General features: G+C 65.6%; 16 protein-coding genes. 7 read left to right on the top strand and 9 right to left on the bottom strand.

Features of this window, described 5'->3' with window-relative positions; translation table 11 throughout:
• Positions 1–8: 8 nt before the first annotated feature.
• Positions 9–794 (top strand): DUF1868 domain-containing protein, encoded by a 786-nt coding sequence (locus XpruCFBP8353_RS17115; RefSeq protein ID WP_101364279.1) that lies wholly within the window; start codon positions 9–11, stop codon positions 792–794.
• A gap of 201 nt (positions 795–995) precedes the next feature.
• Here XpruCFBP8353_RS17115 and XpruCFBP8353_RS17110 read toward each other — a convergent pair whose 3' ends face one another.
• The 5 genes from XpruCFBP8353_RS17110 to XpruCFBP8353_RS17085 all read right to left on the bottom strand — a co-directional run bounded on the left by XpruCFBP8353_RS17110 (position 996) and on the right by XpruCFBP8353_RS17085 (position 7,310).
• Positions 996–2,198, bottom strand: coding sequence for a saccharopine dehydrogenase NADP-binding domain-containing protein (locus XpruCFBP8353_RS17110; RefSeq protein WP_162301096.1), 1,203 nt, complete (start codon positions 2,196–2,198; stop codon positions 996–998).
• Positions 2,199–2,233: 35 nt separating this feature from the next.
• On the bottom strand, positions 2,234–2,800 hold the full coding sequence (locus XpruCFBP8353_RS17105; protein WP_101364278.1) for a hypothetical protein: 567 nt from the start codon (positions 2,798–2,800) through the stop codon (positions 2,234–2,236).
• Positions 2,801–3,815: 1,015 nt separating this feature from the next.
• Positions 3,816–5,546: a M56 family metallopeptidase gene (locus XpruCFBP8353_RS17095; RefSeq protein WP_101364276.1), complete on the bottom strand. Its 1,731-nt coding sequence runs from the start codon at positions 5,544–5,546 to the stop codon at positions 3,816–3,818.
• Between the two features lie 3 nt (positions 5,547–5,549).
• A complete protein-coding gene (locus tag XpruCFBP8353_RS17090) occupies positions 5,550–5,936 on the bottom strand; it encodes a BlaI/MecI/CopY family transcriptional regulator (protein WP_010375367.1) in 387 nt (128 codons plus the stop codon).
• Between the two features lie 192 nt (positions 5,937–6,128).
• Entirely contained in the window at positions 6,129–7,310 is a 1,182-nt protein-coding gene (locus tag XpruCFBP8353_RS17085) for a nucleotidyltransferase domain-containing protein (protein WP_243391149.1), read from the bottom strand.
• A 376-nt stretch (positions 7,311–7,686) separates the two neighbouring features.
• Here XpruCFBP8353_RS17085 and XpruCFBP8353_RS17080 point away from each other — a divergent pair, with 376 nt between their 5' ends.
• From XpruCFBP8353_RS17080 to XpruCFBP8353_RS17065, 4 genes are read left to right on the top strand one after another with little or no spacing between them, the layout of a single operon-like run.
• A complete protein-coding gene (locus tag XpruCFBP8353_RS17080; RefSeq protein ID WP_101364274.1) occupies positions 7,687–8,226 on the top strand; it encodes a phage tail protein in 540 nt (179 codons plus the stop codon).
• 24 nt (positions 8,227–8,250) lie between these two features.
• The gene (locus XpruCFBP8353_RS17075) at positions 8,251–8,802 is read left to right on the top strand and encodes a phage tail protein (RefSeq protein ID WP_101364273.1); all 552 of its coding nucleotides are present in this window, start codon (positions 8,251–8,253) and stop codon (positions 8,800–8,802) included.
• Between the two features lie 24 nt (positions 8,803–8,826).
• Entirely contained in the window at positions 8,827–9,414 is a 588-nt protein-coding gene (locus XpruCFBP8353_RS17070) for a phage tail protein (RefSeq protein ID WP_101364272.1), read from the top strand.
• Positions 9,414–9,947 carry a GNAT family N-acetyltransferase gene (locus XpruCFBP8353_RS17065; RefSeq protein ID WP_243391148.1) on the top strand — a complete coding sequence of 178 codons (534 nt, stop codon included), beginning with the start codon at positions 9,414–9,416 and terminating at the stop codon, positions 9,945–9,947. The genes XpruCFBP8353_RS17070 and XpruCFBP8353_RS17065 overlap by 1 nt, the downstream gene beginning before the upstream one ends.
• Here XpruCFBP8353_RS17065 and XpruCFBP8353_RS17060 read toward each other — a convergent pair.
• The 4 genes from XpruCFBP8353_RS17060 to XpruCFBP8353_RS17045 form a co-directional block, all read right to left on the bottom strand.
• Entirely contained in the window at positions 9,922–10,743 is an 822-nt protein-coding gene (locus XpruCFBP8353_RS17060; protein WP_101364271.1) for a sulfotransferase domain-containing protein, read from the bottom strand. The genes XpruCFBP8353_RS17065 and XpruCFBP8353_RS17060 overlap by 26 nt on opposite strands.
• The gene (locus XpruCFBP8353_RS17055) at positions 10,740–11,609 is read right to left on the bottom strand and encodes a phosphoenolpyruvate carboxykinase (ATP) (protein ID WP_243391147.1); all 870 of its coding nucleotides are present in this window, start codon (positions 11,607–11,609) and stop codon (positions 10,740–10,742) included. Before XpruCFBP8353_RS17055 ends, XpruCFBP8353_RS17060 begins: the two co-directional genes overlap by 4 nt.
• 74 nt (positions 11,610–11,683) lie before the next feature.
• Entirely contained in the window at positions 11,684–11,965 is a 282-nt protein-coding gene (locus tag XpruCFBP8353_RS17050; protein WP_104611615.1) for a PqqD family protein, read from the bottom strand.
• A gap of 91 nt (positions 11,966–12,056) precedes the next feature.
• On the bottom strand, positions 12,057–12,797 hold the full coding sequence (locus tag XpruCFBP8353_RS17045) for a class I SAM-dependent methyltransferase (protein ID WP_101364269.1): 741 nt from the start codon (positions 12,795–12,797) through the stop codon (positions 12,057–12,059).
• 313 nt (positions 12,798–13,110) lie between these two features.
• Between XpruCFBP8353_RS17045 and XpruCFBP8353_RS23990 the strand changes: the two genes are divergently transcribed.
• Together XpruCFBP8353_RS23990 and XpruCFBP8353_RS17040 are read left to right on the top strand one after the other, a co-directional pair.
• Positions 13,111–13,266, top strand: a complete 156-nt coding sequence (locus XpruCFBP8353_RS23990) for a hypothetical protein (RefSeq protein ID WP_165786178.1) — start codon at positions 13,111–13,113, stop codon at positions 13,264–13,266.
• A gap of 19 nt (positions 13,267–13,285) precedes the next feature.
• The gene (locus XpruCFBP8353_RS17040) at positions 13,286–15,211 is read left to right on the top strand and encodes an asparagine synthase-related protein (protein ID WP_101364268.1); all 1,926 of its coding nucleotides are present in this window, start codon (positions 13,286–13,288) and stop codon (positions 15,209–15,211) included.
• Positions 15,212–15,295: the final 84 nt, after the last annotated feature.

Genomic DNA, 15,295 nt, shown 5'->3' with positions numbered 1-15,295 from the left:
ATTTTCCCATGTCGTCGTTTCTGGACACACGCATCAGCCGCCGTCACCTGATGGCTGCCGCCGGCACCTCGCTGCTGGCCACCGGTATCCCCACACTGGCCATGACGCCGCCGCCCCCGGATGTGGGCCTCAAGTTTCTGCGCTCGCGACGACCGATGCCGTTTGCCGGCAATACCTTCGTGGGTCATTTGGAACAACAGGGCGATGGCTACGACAGCTTCGACCGCGTGCTGAATATCTACCGCGAGTTCCCCGAACAGCGCTTTGCCAACAAATTCGCCCTGTTGCCACCGAGCAGCTACCACGTGACCTTGCTGGGCGGAGTCAATGAGATCGACCGTGCGGGTGGGCCCTGGCCGAGCGATCTGACGCGCGACCGTGCATTGGCGGACATCAACGCTGACTATCTGGCGCGATTGAAGGAGCGCGCTGCGCCACCACTGGGTGCTTGCCGCTTTTTAGTCAACCCGAGCGCGGCAAAGACCGGCAGTAATGACAATCTGCTGATTCCGTTACGGCCCGCCGACACGCAAACCGCCCAGCGCCTGGAAGCCGCGCGCCAGGCGCTGATGCAACTGACACGCTTGCATCGCCCCGACTACACCAACTTCCAGTTTCATATCTCGCTGGCCTACCTATGCGCCACCCTCGATGGTGCAGAGCAAGCTGCGTATCGCACGTCAGTGCGCACCTGGCTCACACAGTTGGCAGCGGCAGGGCCGATCACGGTGCCGCATTTCCATTTTTGTACGTTCAACGACATGTACGCGTTTCGCACGCTGTATGAGGTGTGAGATTGCGTGCAGCCGGCTACGGGTTGTGTGACCTAGACACGCGCCCGTTTAAGCCCCCTCCCCTAGGAGAGGGCTTGGGGGAAGTACGCAATTGCATCGAGCTGACAGCGTCACCGCTGGTTCTGCACATCGAGGCAATGCATATCTCACCCTTTTTAACCCTGTCGGTGGAAGCAACATGCTGAGCGCATAAAGCCGGGCCTACGGCTTGCACCAAGCGCCCACATCATCTACTTCCGCCACCTCGGTGCTCATCTGCCACGCAGCAAATTCACGCTCGAACTCTGCCAGCGTGAGCAGCCCCATGCAGGCGTGCGCACCGATCGGCACCGGTTGGCCAGCGGCAAGTTTGCGGATCAACAAGACGGCCGCGAAACAGGGAATCTCCGGGCCATGCAGCATCGCTGCAGTGAGGTCCCAGTGCAGCACTAGCGCTTGGCTTGCCCCGTCCGCGGTAGGGCGGGCGCCGCGCAACTCCACGCGCATACCGCCCAAGTCGGTCCCAAAGCGATCGAACCAGCGCCCTGCTTTGACGAACACACCGGCCAGGCGCTGCATCGGCAACGACACACCACGTTGGCGCAGCCAGGCGATGACAGCCAGGCAGCGCTGCAGGAACGGCACTTCCAGCGCGGCACGAAACTGCACGGTCTGCACGCCGGGATAGCGCTGCGGCAACAGGTCGTGATCGGGCACGTCGCAGGGCGAGGCCAACCGTGGGGTGAGCTGCGCGAAGTGCACACCCGTGGGCTGTGTCCAACCCACCACCTGTTGCCAACGGCCAGCCTGCCACCAGTTGAAAGGTATGCCGCAGTACGAGAGCACCGCACGCACGGTGGCCAGGCCCAACGGCGTACCCTGTGCGGGGGCGATGACAATGCCGATCTCCTGCAATGCCGAAAAGCGCGGCAACAGCGCATCGATCACCGCACTGGACAGTGCCGGCAAGGTGCTGGCACCGCTGATCGCTACCCGCTGCGCCTGCTGTGCGGCAGCGTCCATCGCAGCGGGAAAATCGCGAACAAACGCACGGCCGTCGGCCAGATCGATGTAGTGCATGCCGGCCTGCAGACAACAGTGCGCCACCGCATAATCCTGTCCCTGGAACGGCCCGGCGGTGTGCACCACCGCATCGGCGCCGGTGGCCGCCAGTCGCGCGGCGAAGTCGCTTGCATCGATATCCAGGCGGCAGGTGGAGATGCTCCCGGGGGCGACTCCCGGCCACGTGGTCGCCACATCGCCCGGATGTCGGCCCGCTGCCAGCACATGGATCTGCGTCGTTGCCGCGAGCGAGCGCACGATGCGCGCACCGAAGTGGCCGAAGCCGCCCAACACCACCACCCGGTACGTCATCGCCTGCTCGCCGCCTGTGTCTGCGCACAGTATCGGCGAGCGCACCGCCATGCGCGCATGCGCGGTCAAATGCCCGACGCAATGCGCTAACCGGCAATGCGGTTGGCACGCCCGCTTCTCAGTGCTTCGCGCAACACCTTCACTGCCTGCTGCGTGGCCAGCCGGGATGCACCGGCCTGCTTGCTTGCCAATGCGGTCTGTTGCCGCGCCAATGCCTGTTGCTGCTGCGCCAACGCCTGCAGCGGGTCGGGCGTTGCACGCTGCTGCGCTGGTGTGGAGGCAGTAGCCGACGCTGCGCGTGTCGATGCCTGCAGCAGGCGCGGTTCGGCGTGCGCAGACAACTGCGCGGCAAGTGCGGCGTGACGTTCGCTCAAGGCCTGCTGACGTGCGGCCAATCTGGCCTGAGCGGCGGCCAATTGCTGGCTGCGCAGATGCGCCGCAGCCAGCTGATGCAGCAAGGTTGGATCGCGCACCAGGTACTGCTTCCCATCGGCACGAAACCACAACACGCGTCTTCCATCGCCTGCGTAGCGTCGCGCCGTCTGCAGATCGTCGGGCGTGCCGTGCATCACGTCGCGATCGCCGTGCACCAGCACGTAGGCGTCGCCTTCGCCCTGCGTGCTTGCAGTGGCATGGCCGCAGGATCTTTTCATGCTTGCGCGCGGCCGTGCCGGCGCTGCAGCAGCGGGTGCGGCAGGTGCGATCGACGTTGTTGGAGAAATGGCGGGCGCAGCAGGCAATGCACGCGCTGCGTTGGACGCGGGCGCTGCTGAGCCTGCTGCGGTAGTTGCCAGAGCAGCTATCGGCGCGACCGGCGCTATCGGTGAGTGCGCAGGTGCGCGCAGTGCAGAAACAACCTGCACGGTGCGTAGAGCGGTCACATCACGTGCTGGTGCTGCTGGTGCAGCCGTTGCAATGTCCTCGACGGGCAGGACATGGGCGATGGGTGCGACCTGGGTCATTGACGAAATCGCAGGTACAACCAGCGCAGGCGCAGCAGGTGACATTCGTACGACGGCAGCCGCCGGTGCCGCAGCGGCGGTTGCGATCACGGTGGGGCCGGCTGCTGCGGCCAAGGCCAGCAGCAACGCCGAACGCAGGCACAGCAATGGAACAGTGGTCTGGATCATGTGAGATCTCCACGAAAGGCACAGCGAGGTGAGTGCCGCCTGAGCAGTGCGCATCGGCGGATGGAAACAGCGAGCACGCGGCCACGGTGTTGCCGACGCTGCAGGCGTCGATATTCGGAAAATGCCGGGCCGTGGCGGCCCGTGGTGATGCCGGTGTCGCCTTTACTGATGCGATGCCAGCGCATTGCGTCGACAGATGCGTGGCCTCAGGAAGTGCTCACAGCGACCGCGCGTCTGCCGGCCGTGCACGGCCGAAAGTCGTGTGACGCTGCACGCCACGCGTTGCCGCTACGTGGCTACCAGAGACGATTGCTGCCGTGACGTGCGGTCTGCAGCGAACCGGCGGCGCTTGACGGCCTGGGTTCAGTCGCTGCAGCAGCCAGCACGAGGGGGCGAGCAGCTGTCAGCCGTGACCAACAGCTGGCGTAATTAGCACGCCAAGAAGAGGGTCGTCCCCGACCCAGCGCGTCGTCGATGCCGGCTCCGCGTACCGACCGCACCCACCTGGCGGTGAGCGCAGTCGTTTCGTCAATGGCTCCTAGCTGTTCTTCGCCCGTTCTGCTTCTGCTTGCGCTTGGTCTGCCTCTACCTGCGCTTTTTCGGCCTCTGCGTGCGCCTGCGCTGCCTCGCGTTGCGCCTGTGCCGCTTCCCGTTGCCCGCGTTCGGCCTCGGCACGGCCCTGACGTGCGGCCTGGTTGGCCATCTCGGCCTGCTGCCGCGACAGCTCGTCCGCTTGGCGCACGGCAGCGGCATACGCGTATTGCGCCTGACGATGCTGCTGCGCCACTGCGCGAATCTGTTGCTGGGCTTCGCGTGCTTGCTGTTGCGCCTCCTGTTTGGCCTGCGCCAGTTCCGGGCCCAGGGAGGCGAGTTGTTCGCGTGCTTGCTGCAATGCTTCCTGTGCTTCCTGCATCCGGTCCTGCTGCAGTTCAAGGTCGTGGTTGTTGGCAGCGAGCGCATCGTGCACGGCGGCTTGCGCGTCACGGGTGGCATCGCCGCGGATGCGGTCCAGGTCCAGATTCCAGCCGCTGTCCGTCGGGTTCGCATCCTCGTCATGCAGCGGCTCGGCGCCCAACACATCGGCGATGACGCCGTGCGTGGCAGGGGCCGCCGCTGTTGCCGGCGCAGCCGGCAGCGCCGGTGCAGGCAACGCACCCATCGGCGCTGCCGCAGCTGCAGCGTTGCCGACCTGTGCGCGTGCAGCGCGTGGCGCGACCGGGGCAGTCACCACGCCCGGCTGTCTGCCGGCAGACGTCACCGGTGCCGGCATGGCCACCAGACGCAGCGGCAGCACACCGCAGACCGCTACTGTGGCCAAAATCATCGCCGCAGCCAGCCGTGGAAACGCGCGAGTGTCCTGCAACATCGACAACCTGCGCTTCAAACTCACAAACGAGGGCGACGCACTCGCCACGCCACCGCGTGGACGCGGCGCCACACCCAGTTGCAGCAACAAGCGGCCGTACTCATGGCGGCAATGGCGGTGCCCTGCGACCACGGCGGCATCGCAGGCGGCTTCGCGGGCGATCGCATATTCGCGCGCGGCCAGATGCACCAGCGGGTGAAAGAAGAACAGGTGCTGCGCCAAGGCCGGCAGCAGACCCCACCACAGATCGCCGCGGCGTAGATGGATCAACTCGTGGGTCAGCGCCATGTCCAGATCGTCATCGGCCATGTGCGGCAGGCGTGCGGCAGGCAACAGCAACACCGGTTGCCAGGGGCCGATCAACTGTGGCGAGTCGATCTGCGCCGACAGCCGCAGGGCCGGCGGGCGCGATAAGCCATGCGCTTCGGAGGCCATCTGCAATGCCTGCACCAAGGCCTGGTCATGGCAGGGCTCGGCCGCACGCACCAATGCACGGCTGCGCAAGTAGGCGCGCGCCGTGCCGGCGGCCAGCACCAGCACGCCCGCCGCCCACAGCGCCAGCAATGCCGCGGCAAAGGTGGGCCAAGAGCCGACCTGCATCGCCTGCGCGTGCGTGGCCGTGGATGCCGCCGCGGCAGCGGCGTTTGCCATCGGCGCCAGGTTGTCGGCCGAGCCCAGCGCAGTGGCCACGCTATGCGCCGGTAGCACCGGCAGCTGCACCGGGCTGCTCCACACCAGGCCAACCACCGCCTGCACACCCACCAACCACCACAGCCAGGTTTGCGTGGCCGCCGGCAGGCGACGCACGCCGCGGCACAGCGCCCATACCACCAACACCAGCACCGCGGTCTGCACGCTGGTGGCGCCAAGCTTCCATAACACCGCTTCGATCAGGGGCGACATGACTCAATCCTCCTTGCGCTGCGATTGCAGCTTGGCAACCAATGCTTCGAGTTCGGCCAGTTCGGTATCGCTGACTTCGGCCCGCTGCGACATCCACGCCACGAACGGCGACACCGAGCCCTGAAGGGTCTTCTCGACAAACTGTCCCACTGCGCCTCGCACCACATCGTCCTGGCCGGCGGTGGCGCTGTAGCGGTACATGCCGTCCACCTGCTTGCGGCGCAGGAAGCCCTTGGCCCGCAGCCGCTCCATCATGGTCAGCACCGTAGAGCGGGCGAGCCCACGTGGCTCACCGAACGCGGCAGCCACTTCGCCCACGCTGGCATGCCGCTGTTCTTCGATGTATTGCAACAGGGCCAGTTCCTGGTCCCCGATGGTCTTGCCACGCATGTCGCTCTCCCTGACTACAGTTGTCGCTACCGTAGGCCTGACGACAGCTGTAGTCAATAGGTCGGATGGCAGGGGTGGGCGACATCGATCTGGTTAGGGGATGTGCGTCCAGCGCAGACTCCGAACAGCTTCCGAGCGATTGCATGCGCTTGATGTCCATCCAGCCGAACAACCGTCGTTCCAGCTGGCGCGCTACCCCTGCAGGTGCCGGCGTTTGAGCAAATGCTGTTTGACCAACCGGACCACGCGCACACCGACGTAGGCCCAATGCAATGCGCCGGGCAACGCGATGGCCTGGCGATCCATGTCGGTGGGCACAAGCAATGCCGGCACGACGTGCAAGCGACCACGCCATGTCGATTGCAGCGACAGCAGGTGCCTGATGTAGGCGAAGAGTCCCAGCCGTACCGCCAGATCCGCACCGCGGTCGGATCCGAGCGCATCCATGCACGGCAGCAACGCAGCGGCGGCCGGTCGGGCCTTGCGCAGCAATGTGGTCTGCCGTTGTAGCGCCGCCGGCAACGCGATTCCCAGACTCGCTTCGGCCAACAGCGCACTCAGTGCCAGCTGTCTCTCCACGCCAAGCTGGCGTGCCAACCCGAGCACCTCTGCCCAGTCCAGCTGCGTGCTGCCCAGCGCCTGCGCCATGTCCACCAACCAGAAAGCTCGATGCCAGTGGTGTTTGGTGCCATGGAACGCGGCATAGACCACCGCCGCCGATGGCGACAGTGTGGGCACCTGCGTGCCGCCCAACACGACCGTGCTGAGATGATCGCGCCAGACCTGTTGGCTGAGCGGAAACTGGCGCTCGTGATTGGCCAGCCGCAGATGCAGTTCCAGCACCACGCCGGTTTCAGGGTGACGCAGCGGCAGGGCATGGTTGTAGCGGCAATATTCCGTTGGATCGAGTGCGGCGTCCGCTTGCAACACATAGCCCAACGCGCTCAGTGCGGACAGCGCATGTTGGCTGGCGTGTGGCTCGATCAGCACATCGATATCGCACGCTTCGCGGCGATGCAGTTGGCCGAACTGCGCCGCATACCCCAATCCCTTGAGCAGGCAGCAGCGGATACCCGCCTGCTGCAGCGCCGCCACCATCTCGCGGATGGCGGCCGTTTGCTGCAAGGACTGCAGCAGCATGCGTTGCTGCCGACGCCGCAGTACTTCGCGCACTGCGACAGGAACGCTGGCCGCCAGGGTGTCGGCAGCAGGCAACGCCAATGCCATGCGATGCTGTGCCAGCGAACGTTCGAAAGCAAACGCATCGGGGGGCGATACCACCCCCTGCAATTTTGCAGCGGCAGCATCGTGTTGCCGCCAAAGCGACAGGATGTAGCCGAACGCAGACGACCACGCCGCACAAGCGTTCTCCACCGTTACGGTGCACTGCACGTCAGCGCGCAGTCGCACGAGAATCGCAAGTGGTGAACGCGCGCACCTTAGCGCGTCCGTGGCCTATGTTACGTTCGCCGCCAGGGGCCATATCCGCGTCTGCGGATTGCGGGGAAAACTGAGCGAAGTCGTAATCGATGCACATCGTTCTGAGCCGCCTGACGGCCGTGTTTGTCATGCCGGCCCAGCGCCGATGCGCTGCGCATACCCCACGCTATTAATAGCACAGCATTTGCTGTGTCGCGGCTTGCTCACGCGCGTAGCGGAGGGGTTTTGCGCGAGGTTGCCGCGATGGCTTGAGTCACTCCAGGTCTCTGACACATGCGCTTGATCTTGCCGATAGTTGAGGAGCTGTTCCATGAATGAGACCGATGCATTTGTTGGTGAAATTCGCCTGTTTCCGATCGACTGGGCACCCGCCGGATGGTTGCCATGCGATGGCCGCTCGTTGCCGATCAACAGCAACGTCGCGCTGGCTTCGCTGCTCGGCAACCAGTACGGCGGCGACGGCAAGACCACGTTCAATCTGCCGGACCTGCGCGGTCGCGTGCCGGTGGGCCAGGGCGTCAATCCGCTCACCACGCCGACGGTGGTCTACACGGTCGGCACCTATGGCGGCCTGGAGAGCGTGGCGCTGACCGCGGCGCAGATTCCGCCGCATACCCACCTGGTCAACGCGGCCAATACGGCGGCCACCACTGGCGCAGTGGACGGGAACGAACTCCTCGCGCAGACACCGACACCGCACAATCTGTACGCGCCAACCGGCACGTTGGTCGGTCTGGCGGCTGACTCCGTGAGCCAGCAAGGTGGCGGTGCCGCCCACAACAACATGCAGCCATCGCTGGTGCTGAATTTCTGCATCTGCACGGTCGGCATCTACCCGCAGCGCCCCTGACGCGGGCCACAAAGGAACCACACCATGGATGCCTATACCGGTCAGATCATTCTTTTCGCCGGCAATTACGAACCCGAGGGCTGGGCGTTCTGCGACGGACGCCAGCTGCAGCTCAACACCTACATGGCGCTGTATTCGCTCATCGGCACCACCTACGGCGGCGACGGCAGGGTCACCTTCAATCTGCCGGATCTGCGCGGCCGTGTCGCGGTCTCGCAAGGGCAGGGCGTGGCACGCGCGCCAGCGCCGCAACTGACGGCGCGTGTATTGGGTCAGACGTTCGGTACCGAGACGGTGTCGCTGCAAACGGCGGAAATGCCCGCGCACAATCACACCCTGCAGGCAGTGACCGCACCGGCGTCTGCGCTGACCCCCGTGGGCAATCTGCTTGCCGCACCCCAGAACTCGGAAGTGGCGTATTTCATCCCGCCCGCGGGGACCACCGATTCTGTCTTCCCATTGGCACCGACCGCGATGAGCGTGAGCGGCGCCAATCAGCCCCACGACAACCACATGGCCACGCAGACGCTCAACTATCTGATCTGCCTGAACGGGTTCTACCCGCAGCGGCCGTGACCGGCCATCGCAAAGGAGTTCGACATGTCCAATAGCTTTATCGGCGAAGTGCGGGCGTTCCCTTACAACTTCGCGCCCGATGGCTGGCTCGAATGCATGGGGCAGACGGTCAGCATCCAGCAGTATCAGGCGCTGTTCGGGGTGATCGGCTTTGCCTACGGGGGCGACAAGCAGAATACGTTCGGCCTGCCGGATCTGCGCGGTCGCGCAGTCACCGGCCAGGGTCAGGGGCCGGGGTTGACCAACACCACCATGGGCCAGTTGCAGGGCGCCGACACCGTTGCGTTGACTTCTTCGTCGCAATTGCCGGCACACACGCACACCATCTCCACGCAATTCGTCAGGCCGGCCACCGCCCTGACGGCCTTCGTCAATACACCGAGCGCGGCCGCTTACGTGACGCGCTTGTTGAATCTGACCCTCACGCCGAGACAGACGTATCTTGCGTATGCGCCGGCCGTGGGAACGCCTGTCGGCCAGATGTCACCCACTACGCTGACGCCTTTCCCCGCCACCTCGACATCGGTGCAGGCACACGAAAACCGTCAACCGTTCACCACGGTGCGCTACTGCATCTGCGCCACGGATGGCATCTATCCGCCCAGGCCGTGATGTCGCTGCACTTCGCCTGCCCGGCGCCCTTGTCGGCGCTGGGCATGGCGGTCCGCCCCGAGTGCGCGGCGGACATGTCGGCGCTACGGGCCTTGCTCCGGGAAGAGCGCTGGGCCGAGTTCGCGCTGCTGCCGTGGGACGATACGGCAAAGGTCGCGTTGCTCGATCAACAGTTCGAGGCACAGCGCCGCCATTACGCCCTGCTGCATCCAGAGGCCTTGTTTCTGGTGCTGGCACACCAGGAAAGCGTGGTTGGCCGTCTCTATCTGGCGGCGACGGATGAAGGCGATGTCCGCGTGCTGGACATCCTGCTGTCATCCGATTACCGCAGCCAGGGAATCGGGACGATCCTGATCGGCGCGGTGCTGGACCAGGCGCGTACCGACCGGCGGCGTGTGCTGCTTGAGGTGAAAAAAGGCAATCCTGCGGTCGGCCTCTACCATCGACTCGGCTTCCAGAAATTTGCCGATGGCGGTGTCTCCTTGCATATGGCCTGGCGTCCTGCCCTCAGCGATAGCCAAGCCAGTCCATGACCACGCCGTGGTCGGCGACCAGGCGCTCTACCTGCTGTGTGGTGAGCGCGGACCGCCATGCGCCAGCGCGGCCTTGGCGAAAGAATCGTGCCTGCTCAGGGCTACGCTCGGCGAATCCGTGACGTTCCTCTACGCTGCGTAGTGTCTCGAAGCGGCAGGCGGCGACCGCGCGTGCCACATGCGATGGGTCGGCGGGCAGACCCAGAAATTCCGCAAGACGTGTCGTCTCCTGCATGGGCTGCGCCAGAAGATCTTCGTAGCGCAGCAGCAGGCGTGGCCCTGGAGCGCGCTGCAGCCACGAGGCGACGTGCCCTGACCAGGACCCATACCATTGCGGCGTCTGGGTGCGGAACGAGGGGCCGCCACGGCTCACGGTCAGGCCGGCGTCGCACATCTGGCGGATGGCGGCGTCGACGTCCATGTTCGTCTGGTCGGCCCAGGAAGGCGCGATATCCCGTGGGTCGCGCACGATGTAGACCGTTGCCAGCGTCGCGTCTGCTGGAAACAGCGTCGCGTCGTAGCGATCGTGCACTTTGAGCAGCTCCAGCGACTGGGCTGCGCATTGTCGATAGGCGCTGCTGCGCAGAAGACGAAGTTCGGCCGGTACGAGGTCGCTGCTGTCCACGTCGACGCATTGCTCGAGCCAACTGCGCGAGGCCGCATACGGCAGGCTCCGGCCAAGCGTATCCAGATCCACCACGGCGGCACCGGTCTGCAGGCTGGAGATCAGGCAGCGCATCCAGGTATTGCCGGATTTCGGATAGGACGCCAGCCAGATGATGCCGCGCCGGCTCATGTCGCCAGGTGGGCTTCGATCAATTCGATGCCGGCGTCCAGCGCATCGAAACGCAGTGGGCGCAGCAGGTGCCAGACCGGCACCTGGCGGGCGATGACCGCGGCTTGGGCAAAGGTCGTCGGCCACAGGCCGAGCCGCCGGGCGGCCTGTGGCCGCGTCAGGTAACTGTGCAGCAGGGGCAGCGCGGCACCGGGAGAATGCCGCTGCATCCTCAGTTCCGGTGCCTCCTTCAGGATCACTATCGCATCCAGCGGCGCGGGGGTCGGGTCGAATCCGGATTGCGGGCGCAGGTCGAACTTGTCCATCCCGGGACGTATCTGCGGAAGCCCGGTGTGGGGCATTTGCAGGGAATCGAGCGTATCGCGCCAGAGTTTCAGGCGTGGAAAGGCCGGTAGCACCTCGATGCGGCCTTCGGTGCGGATCACGGCCAGATCGTCACTGAGCAAGCCGTGGCCGCGCTTGAGGAGGGCGGCCGACAGCGTGGACTTGCCGGCGCCACTGTGCCCGGCAATGGCCACGGTGCGGCTGCCGATCCGCAGGCAAGCCGCATGCAGCGGAAACAGGCCGCGTTGCAGGCACAGGTAGCCGAGCGCCGAGCCAAGCAGGAACAGCCGCCAGCTCTCATCGTCCTGGCGCAATCGCTGCACCTGGATCGAGCGTCCGCCGCGCACGAGGATGCGGACCAGGTCTGGGATCTGCAGCAACACGGAGCCGTCGGTTCCGATGCTCAGCCAGGTATCGGTGGGGTCGGCCGAATCGAGCCGGCTGGGGAGCGACGCGTCCTCGATCACCACATCCGCATCGTGACGCCCGGCAGCCGATGCCGGCCAGGGCGGCAACTCCGGAAGGGCCAGGGTGCTGCGCACATGCCAGCCGCACAGCAGGTAGTGGTGCTGGGGTTCCGGCAAGACCCGCGCCGCCGGATTTTCGCGAATGCGGTTCAGGCGCGGATCTCGATGGTGCCGGCACTGCGCAGCGTTTCCAGCAGCGATGCGACGTCGGTCTCGATCCTGGATCGTGTCGTCGCGTAGTCGGCGCACAGCCGATCGCACAGCACGACGAACGTGCAGGGCGATGCGAGATGCGTCCAGATGTCCTTGCCCACCGCGTCAAGCGAGAAATACAGCCCGCGTTCGGTGTTCATGACGACCAGTTCTTCGCCCATTTCCGCGGCCAGGCAACCGGGAGCCTGTGCGATCAGGGCATTCGGATCGATAGGCATGGCGAACCATCCGTGGGAGGGCCTGGAACATTAACCGGGAAACATGCGTCTTGGAAGGCGGATGACCGCCGGATCGGCTGCCATCGGCGACTCAGTCGCGTGGGTGCTCGCGACGCCGGAACACCACTTCGTCATCTGACTGAACGGGCAGGCGCAGATTGTCCGGACCGAAGAGTGGGGTATCCGCTTGCGCCGGTGTCGGAATGCGAAGGACCGGGTCGAACCAGCGCGCGGCTGCCGTATCACGAAGGCGGAAGTTGGCGTGGCGCAGCACCAGCAAGCCGCCAGGGCGCAGGCAGCGGGCGAAGTCGAGCAACTGCGCCTGCACGTCCTCGAAGCGAATCAAATGGTCGCAGCGTTGGCCGGTATGGAAGGCCAGATCGCCCCGTCTCAGTACAGCCAGGCAGAAGATCGCATCGTAGGAGGCGTCGGCCTCACTGGCCGTATTTCCCGCCAAGCGGAATTGAATACTTGAGTCCGGCTGCGTCCGAAGCCGGAGGTTGCACGCCGAGATATGGCCGGGATGGATGTCCAGCCCGGTGATGGTGGCGTTCGGAAAGTAGCTGCGTAGCGTGAGCACTTCCTCGCCGCTGGCACAGCCGAACGACAATAGCCGCACGTTTCCAGCCGCTCCCAGTGTGGCCTGGACAAAGGCGAATAGGGTGGGATAGCGATGCATGGCGGTGGTGCCGTAATCCTGGAACACGGGCGCGACCGAGGTCACGTGCAACCAGGCATAGAGCCGGCCCTCCCGGGTGCGCAGTGCGCGGTACAGCCGCCTGACCCGCGGGACGGCCAACAACCTGCGCCAACGGCTGAGGGACAGGATCATCCCTTGATATGATGCGCATCAAGCAGGAGACTGCGCGTGGCGGCCTGCGGCAGGCCGATCGGCCCATTCGATGGTGTCGGCAACGGCATCGGTCGTGCGACCATGGAGTAAGCAGCCAGCATGCAGTGTGGGTTGTGCTGAAATCGAAAGCGTCGTCGGGCAGCGGCTGCAAGCCAAACAGATCGGGCGCATGCGCAACACGATGCGGTGCGCTGTCAGGGGCGTCGGACTGACGCCATTGACGGGATGTGCAGTGACCGCGAACGGCTTGTTTTTTGCGAGCCGAAACAGACTAGCAAAATGGGAGTGCGCAATGTACGAGAACGATCAGGCAGTGCCGTCCGAAGTCTCCTCGCAGCACGGGCGCAAGGTATGGACGACACCGACGGTGTCGTTTCTTGCCATCGATGAGACCGCAAACCAGACTTTCTCCGGCAACGACGGCACGGGGACCGGCACTGGCTCCTAAGCCGGTTTAGGCGATCGAGGTGAGCGATTTTGCGGGTCTCTGGCGTCTCGACGGCGCTCCGGTCTCCCCCGCGGATCTGCTGCACCTCGATCGCGCGCTGGAGGCGCGCGGCATCGGGCCGGGGCGTGTCTGGCATGGCGGCGACATCGCCATTGTCCATCGCCAGCATGGCTTCACACCGGAGGACGCCTTCGAAGCGATGCCATGGGTGGGAGGGTCCGGGGCGGTCCTTGCCGCAGATGTGGTGTTGGCTGCGCGTCGCGAACTGGTGGCGGCGCTAGGGGAGCCCAGCAGCACCTCCATGCCCGATGGCGCCTTGTTGCTGGAGGCCCTGCAGCGCTGGGATGTCGAGGCGTTGCCGCGCGTGTACGGGTCCTACGCGCTGGCCCTGTATCGGCCCGATCAGCGCCGGCTGTTGCTGGCCCGCGATCCCGTGGGCATCCGCTCGTTGTTCGTGCATCGTGGTTCGAACCTGATCGCGTTTGCCACCCGCTTGCGGGCGCTGTTGGCGTTGCCGGAGATTCCCACCGATCTTGACGAGCAGGCGCTGGCCGATCGCCTGTTGATGGATCGAACGCGGGCGACCCGCACCATCTATCGATCCATCGACCGAGTCCCGATGGCGCATGCCCTCAGCATCACGCCGGAACGGGCGCACCTGCAGCGATGGTGGGCGCCGCCGCAGGCCGGTACGCTGCAGCTGCGCAACGATGAGGAGGTCGAAGCGGCTGCCGCCGCCGTGTTGGACCTGGCCGTCGCCGATTGCCTGCGCGCACCTGGTTCCGTCGCCATGTGCCTGACCGGCGGCCTCGATAGTACGTCGGTGGCACTCTCGGCCGCACGACAACACACCGCAGCGCCGTTGCTTGCGCTCACGCGTACTCCGCAGACGGCGACCGCAGCGGCGAGCGCACGCCACTACTACGACGAATCGCCGCGTGCCCGCCTGCTGGCGGAAGGCCATCCGGGCATCGACTGGCACACGATCGGCGACGATGGCCAAGACTGGGGCGAACATGACGCCGAGCGTTGGTTGCAGGAAGGCGGACAGCCGACGCGCTCCCCTCTGAACATGGCGTGGTTCTTTCCGCTCTATCGTTTCATGGAGGAGCGCGGCAGTCGGGTCCTGATCGGCGGAGAGTTGGGTAACGCGTTTTTCAGCTACGACGGCTTGTCCCGGCTGCCGGAGTTGCTGCGCCAACGCCAGTGGCGCACGTTGCTTGTGCAAGCGCGGGCGCTGGCGGCCACGGAAGGGTTGAGCGTTCGCAAGGCGCTGCAGCGCCATGTGCTGCGCCCGTTCGCGCCGATGGCGGTCGTGCGCCGCTGGCATCGTCTGCCGGTCGACGTCTGGAGGCGCAACGCCGCGTTGAATCCTCAGTGGGCGCAAGACCTGGATCTGCGCCGCACTCTGGATATGCGGCGCTACCGGCTTTGTCTCGGCGCGAACCATCCTTCCCTGGCGGTGCGGCGCGAGTGGTTCTTGAGCGACGCTGCGGCGATGGAGACCTATGGGGTGCTTCGCGCACTGTCCGGCGTGGATCTGCGCATGCCACTCGCCGACCGGCGGGTGATCGAGTTCTTCGGCAGCCTGCCGCTGGATCAGTTCCTGCGCGATGGCGTCAGCCGCTCGCTGCCACGCCGCCTGCTCACCGCGCGCGGCGCACCTGCGGAGATTTTCGCCAATCGCCAGGTCGGCGTGCAGCATGGCGACTGGTTCGCGCATCTCAGCGCGCAGCGCGCCAGCCTGCAGCAGCAACTCCACGCGCTGCACGATTCTCCCCTGGCACGCCGCGTGCTCGACCTGCCGCGGCTGCAGGGCCTGATGGATACCTGGCCGCGCGACGCGCAGGCCGCCGAGCCCAGACGCGAAGCCTATCTGCATATCCTGCTGTACGGCCTGCAGACGGGGAGGTTTCTCGCGTGGCACGAGCGCGGTGGCGTATAAGCGCGGCACATGACCGATCAGGGAGCACACGGCCACCTTGTCGACCCTGCGCGGCGATCGGGCCGGGCGCTTGCACGCCACGCC

Source organism: Xanthomonas prunicola, assembly GCF_002846205.1.
Classification (GTDB): domain Bacteria; phylum Pseudomonadota; class Gammaproteobacteria; order Xanthomonadales; family Xanthomonadaceae; genus Xanthomonas; species Xanthomonas prunicola.
This window is presented reverse-complemented; position numbering and strand designations above follow the sequence as displayed.

What these genes read in the sequence shown, in the direction of transcription:
- XpruCFBP8353_RS17115 (WP_101364279.1), top strand. Translation starts at nt 9, where the DNA reads ATGTCGTCGTTTCTGGACACACGCATCAGCCGCCGTCACCTGATGGCT.
- XpruCFBP8353_RS17110 (WP_162301096.1), bottom strand. Translation starts at nt 2,198, where the DNA reads ATGGCGGTGCGCTCGCCGATACTGTGCGCAGACACAGGCGGCGAGCAG.
- XpruCFBP8353_RS17105 (WP_101364278.1), bottom strand. Translation starts at nt 2,800, where the DNA reads ATGAAAAGATCCTGCGGCCATGCCACTGCAAGCACGCAGGGCGAAGGC.
- XpruCFBP8353_RS17095 (WP_101364276.1), bottom strand. Translation starts at nt 5,546, where the DNA reads ATGTCGCCCCTGATCGAAGCGGTGTTATGGAAGCTTGGCGCCACCAGC.
- XpruCFBP8353_RS17090 (WP_010375367.1), bottom strand. Translation starts at nt 5,936, where the DNA reads ATGCGTGGCAAGACCATCGGGGACCAGGAACTGGCCCTGTTGCAATAC.
- XpruCFBP8353_RS17080 (WP_101364274.1), top strand. Translation starts at nt 7,687, where the DNA reads ATGAATGAGACCGATGCATTTGTTGGTGAAATTCGCCTGTTTCCGATC.
- XpruCFBP8353_RS17075 (WP_101364273.1), top strand. Translation starts at nt 8,251, where the DNA reads ATGGATGCCTATACCGGTCAGATCATTCTTTTCGCCGGCAATTACGAA.
- XpruCFBP8353_RS17070 (WP_101364272.1), top strand. Translation starts at nt 8,827, where the DNA reads ATGTCCAATAGCTTTATCGGCGAAGTGCGGGCGTTCCCTTACAACTTC.
- XpruCFBP8353_RS17065 (WP_243391148.1), top strand. Translation starts at nt 9,414, where the DNA reads ATGTCGCTGCACTTCGCCTGCCCGGCGCCCTTGTCGGCGCTGGGCATG.
- XpruCFBP8353_RS17060 (WP_101364271.1), bottom strand. Translation starts at nt 10,743, where the DNA reads ATGAGCCGGCGCGGCATCATCTGGCTGGCGTCCTATCCGAAATCCGGC.
- XpruCFBP8353_RS17050 (WP_104611615.1), bottom strand. Translation starts at nt 11,965, where the DNA reads ATGCCTATCGATCCGAATGCCCTGATCGCACAGGCTCCCGGTTGCCTG.
- XpruCFBP8353_RS17045 (WP_101364269.1), bottom strand. Translation starts at nt 12,797, where the DNA reads ATGATCCTGTCCCTCAGCCGTTGGCGCAGGTTGTTGGCCGTCCCGCGG.
- XpruCFBP8353_RS23990 (WP_165786178.1), top strand. Translation starts at nt 13,111, where the DNA reads ATGTACGAGAACGATCAGGCAGTGCCGTCCGAAGTCTCCTCGCAGCAC.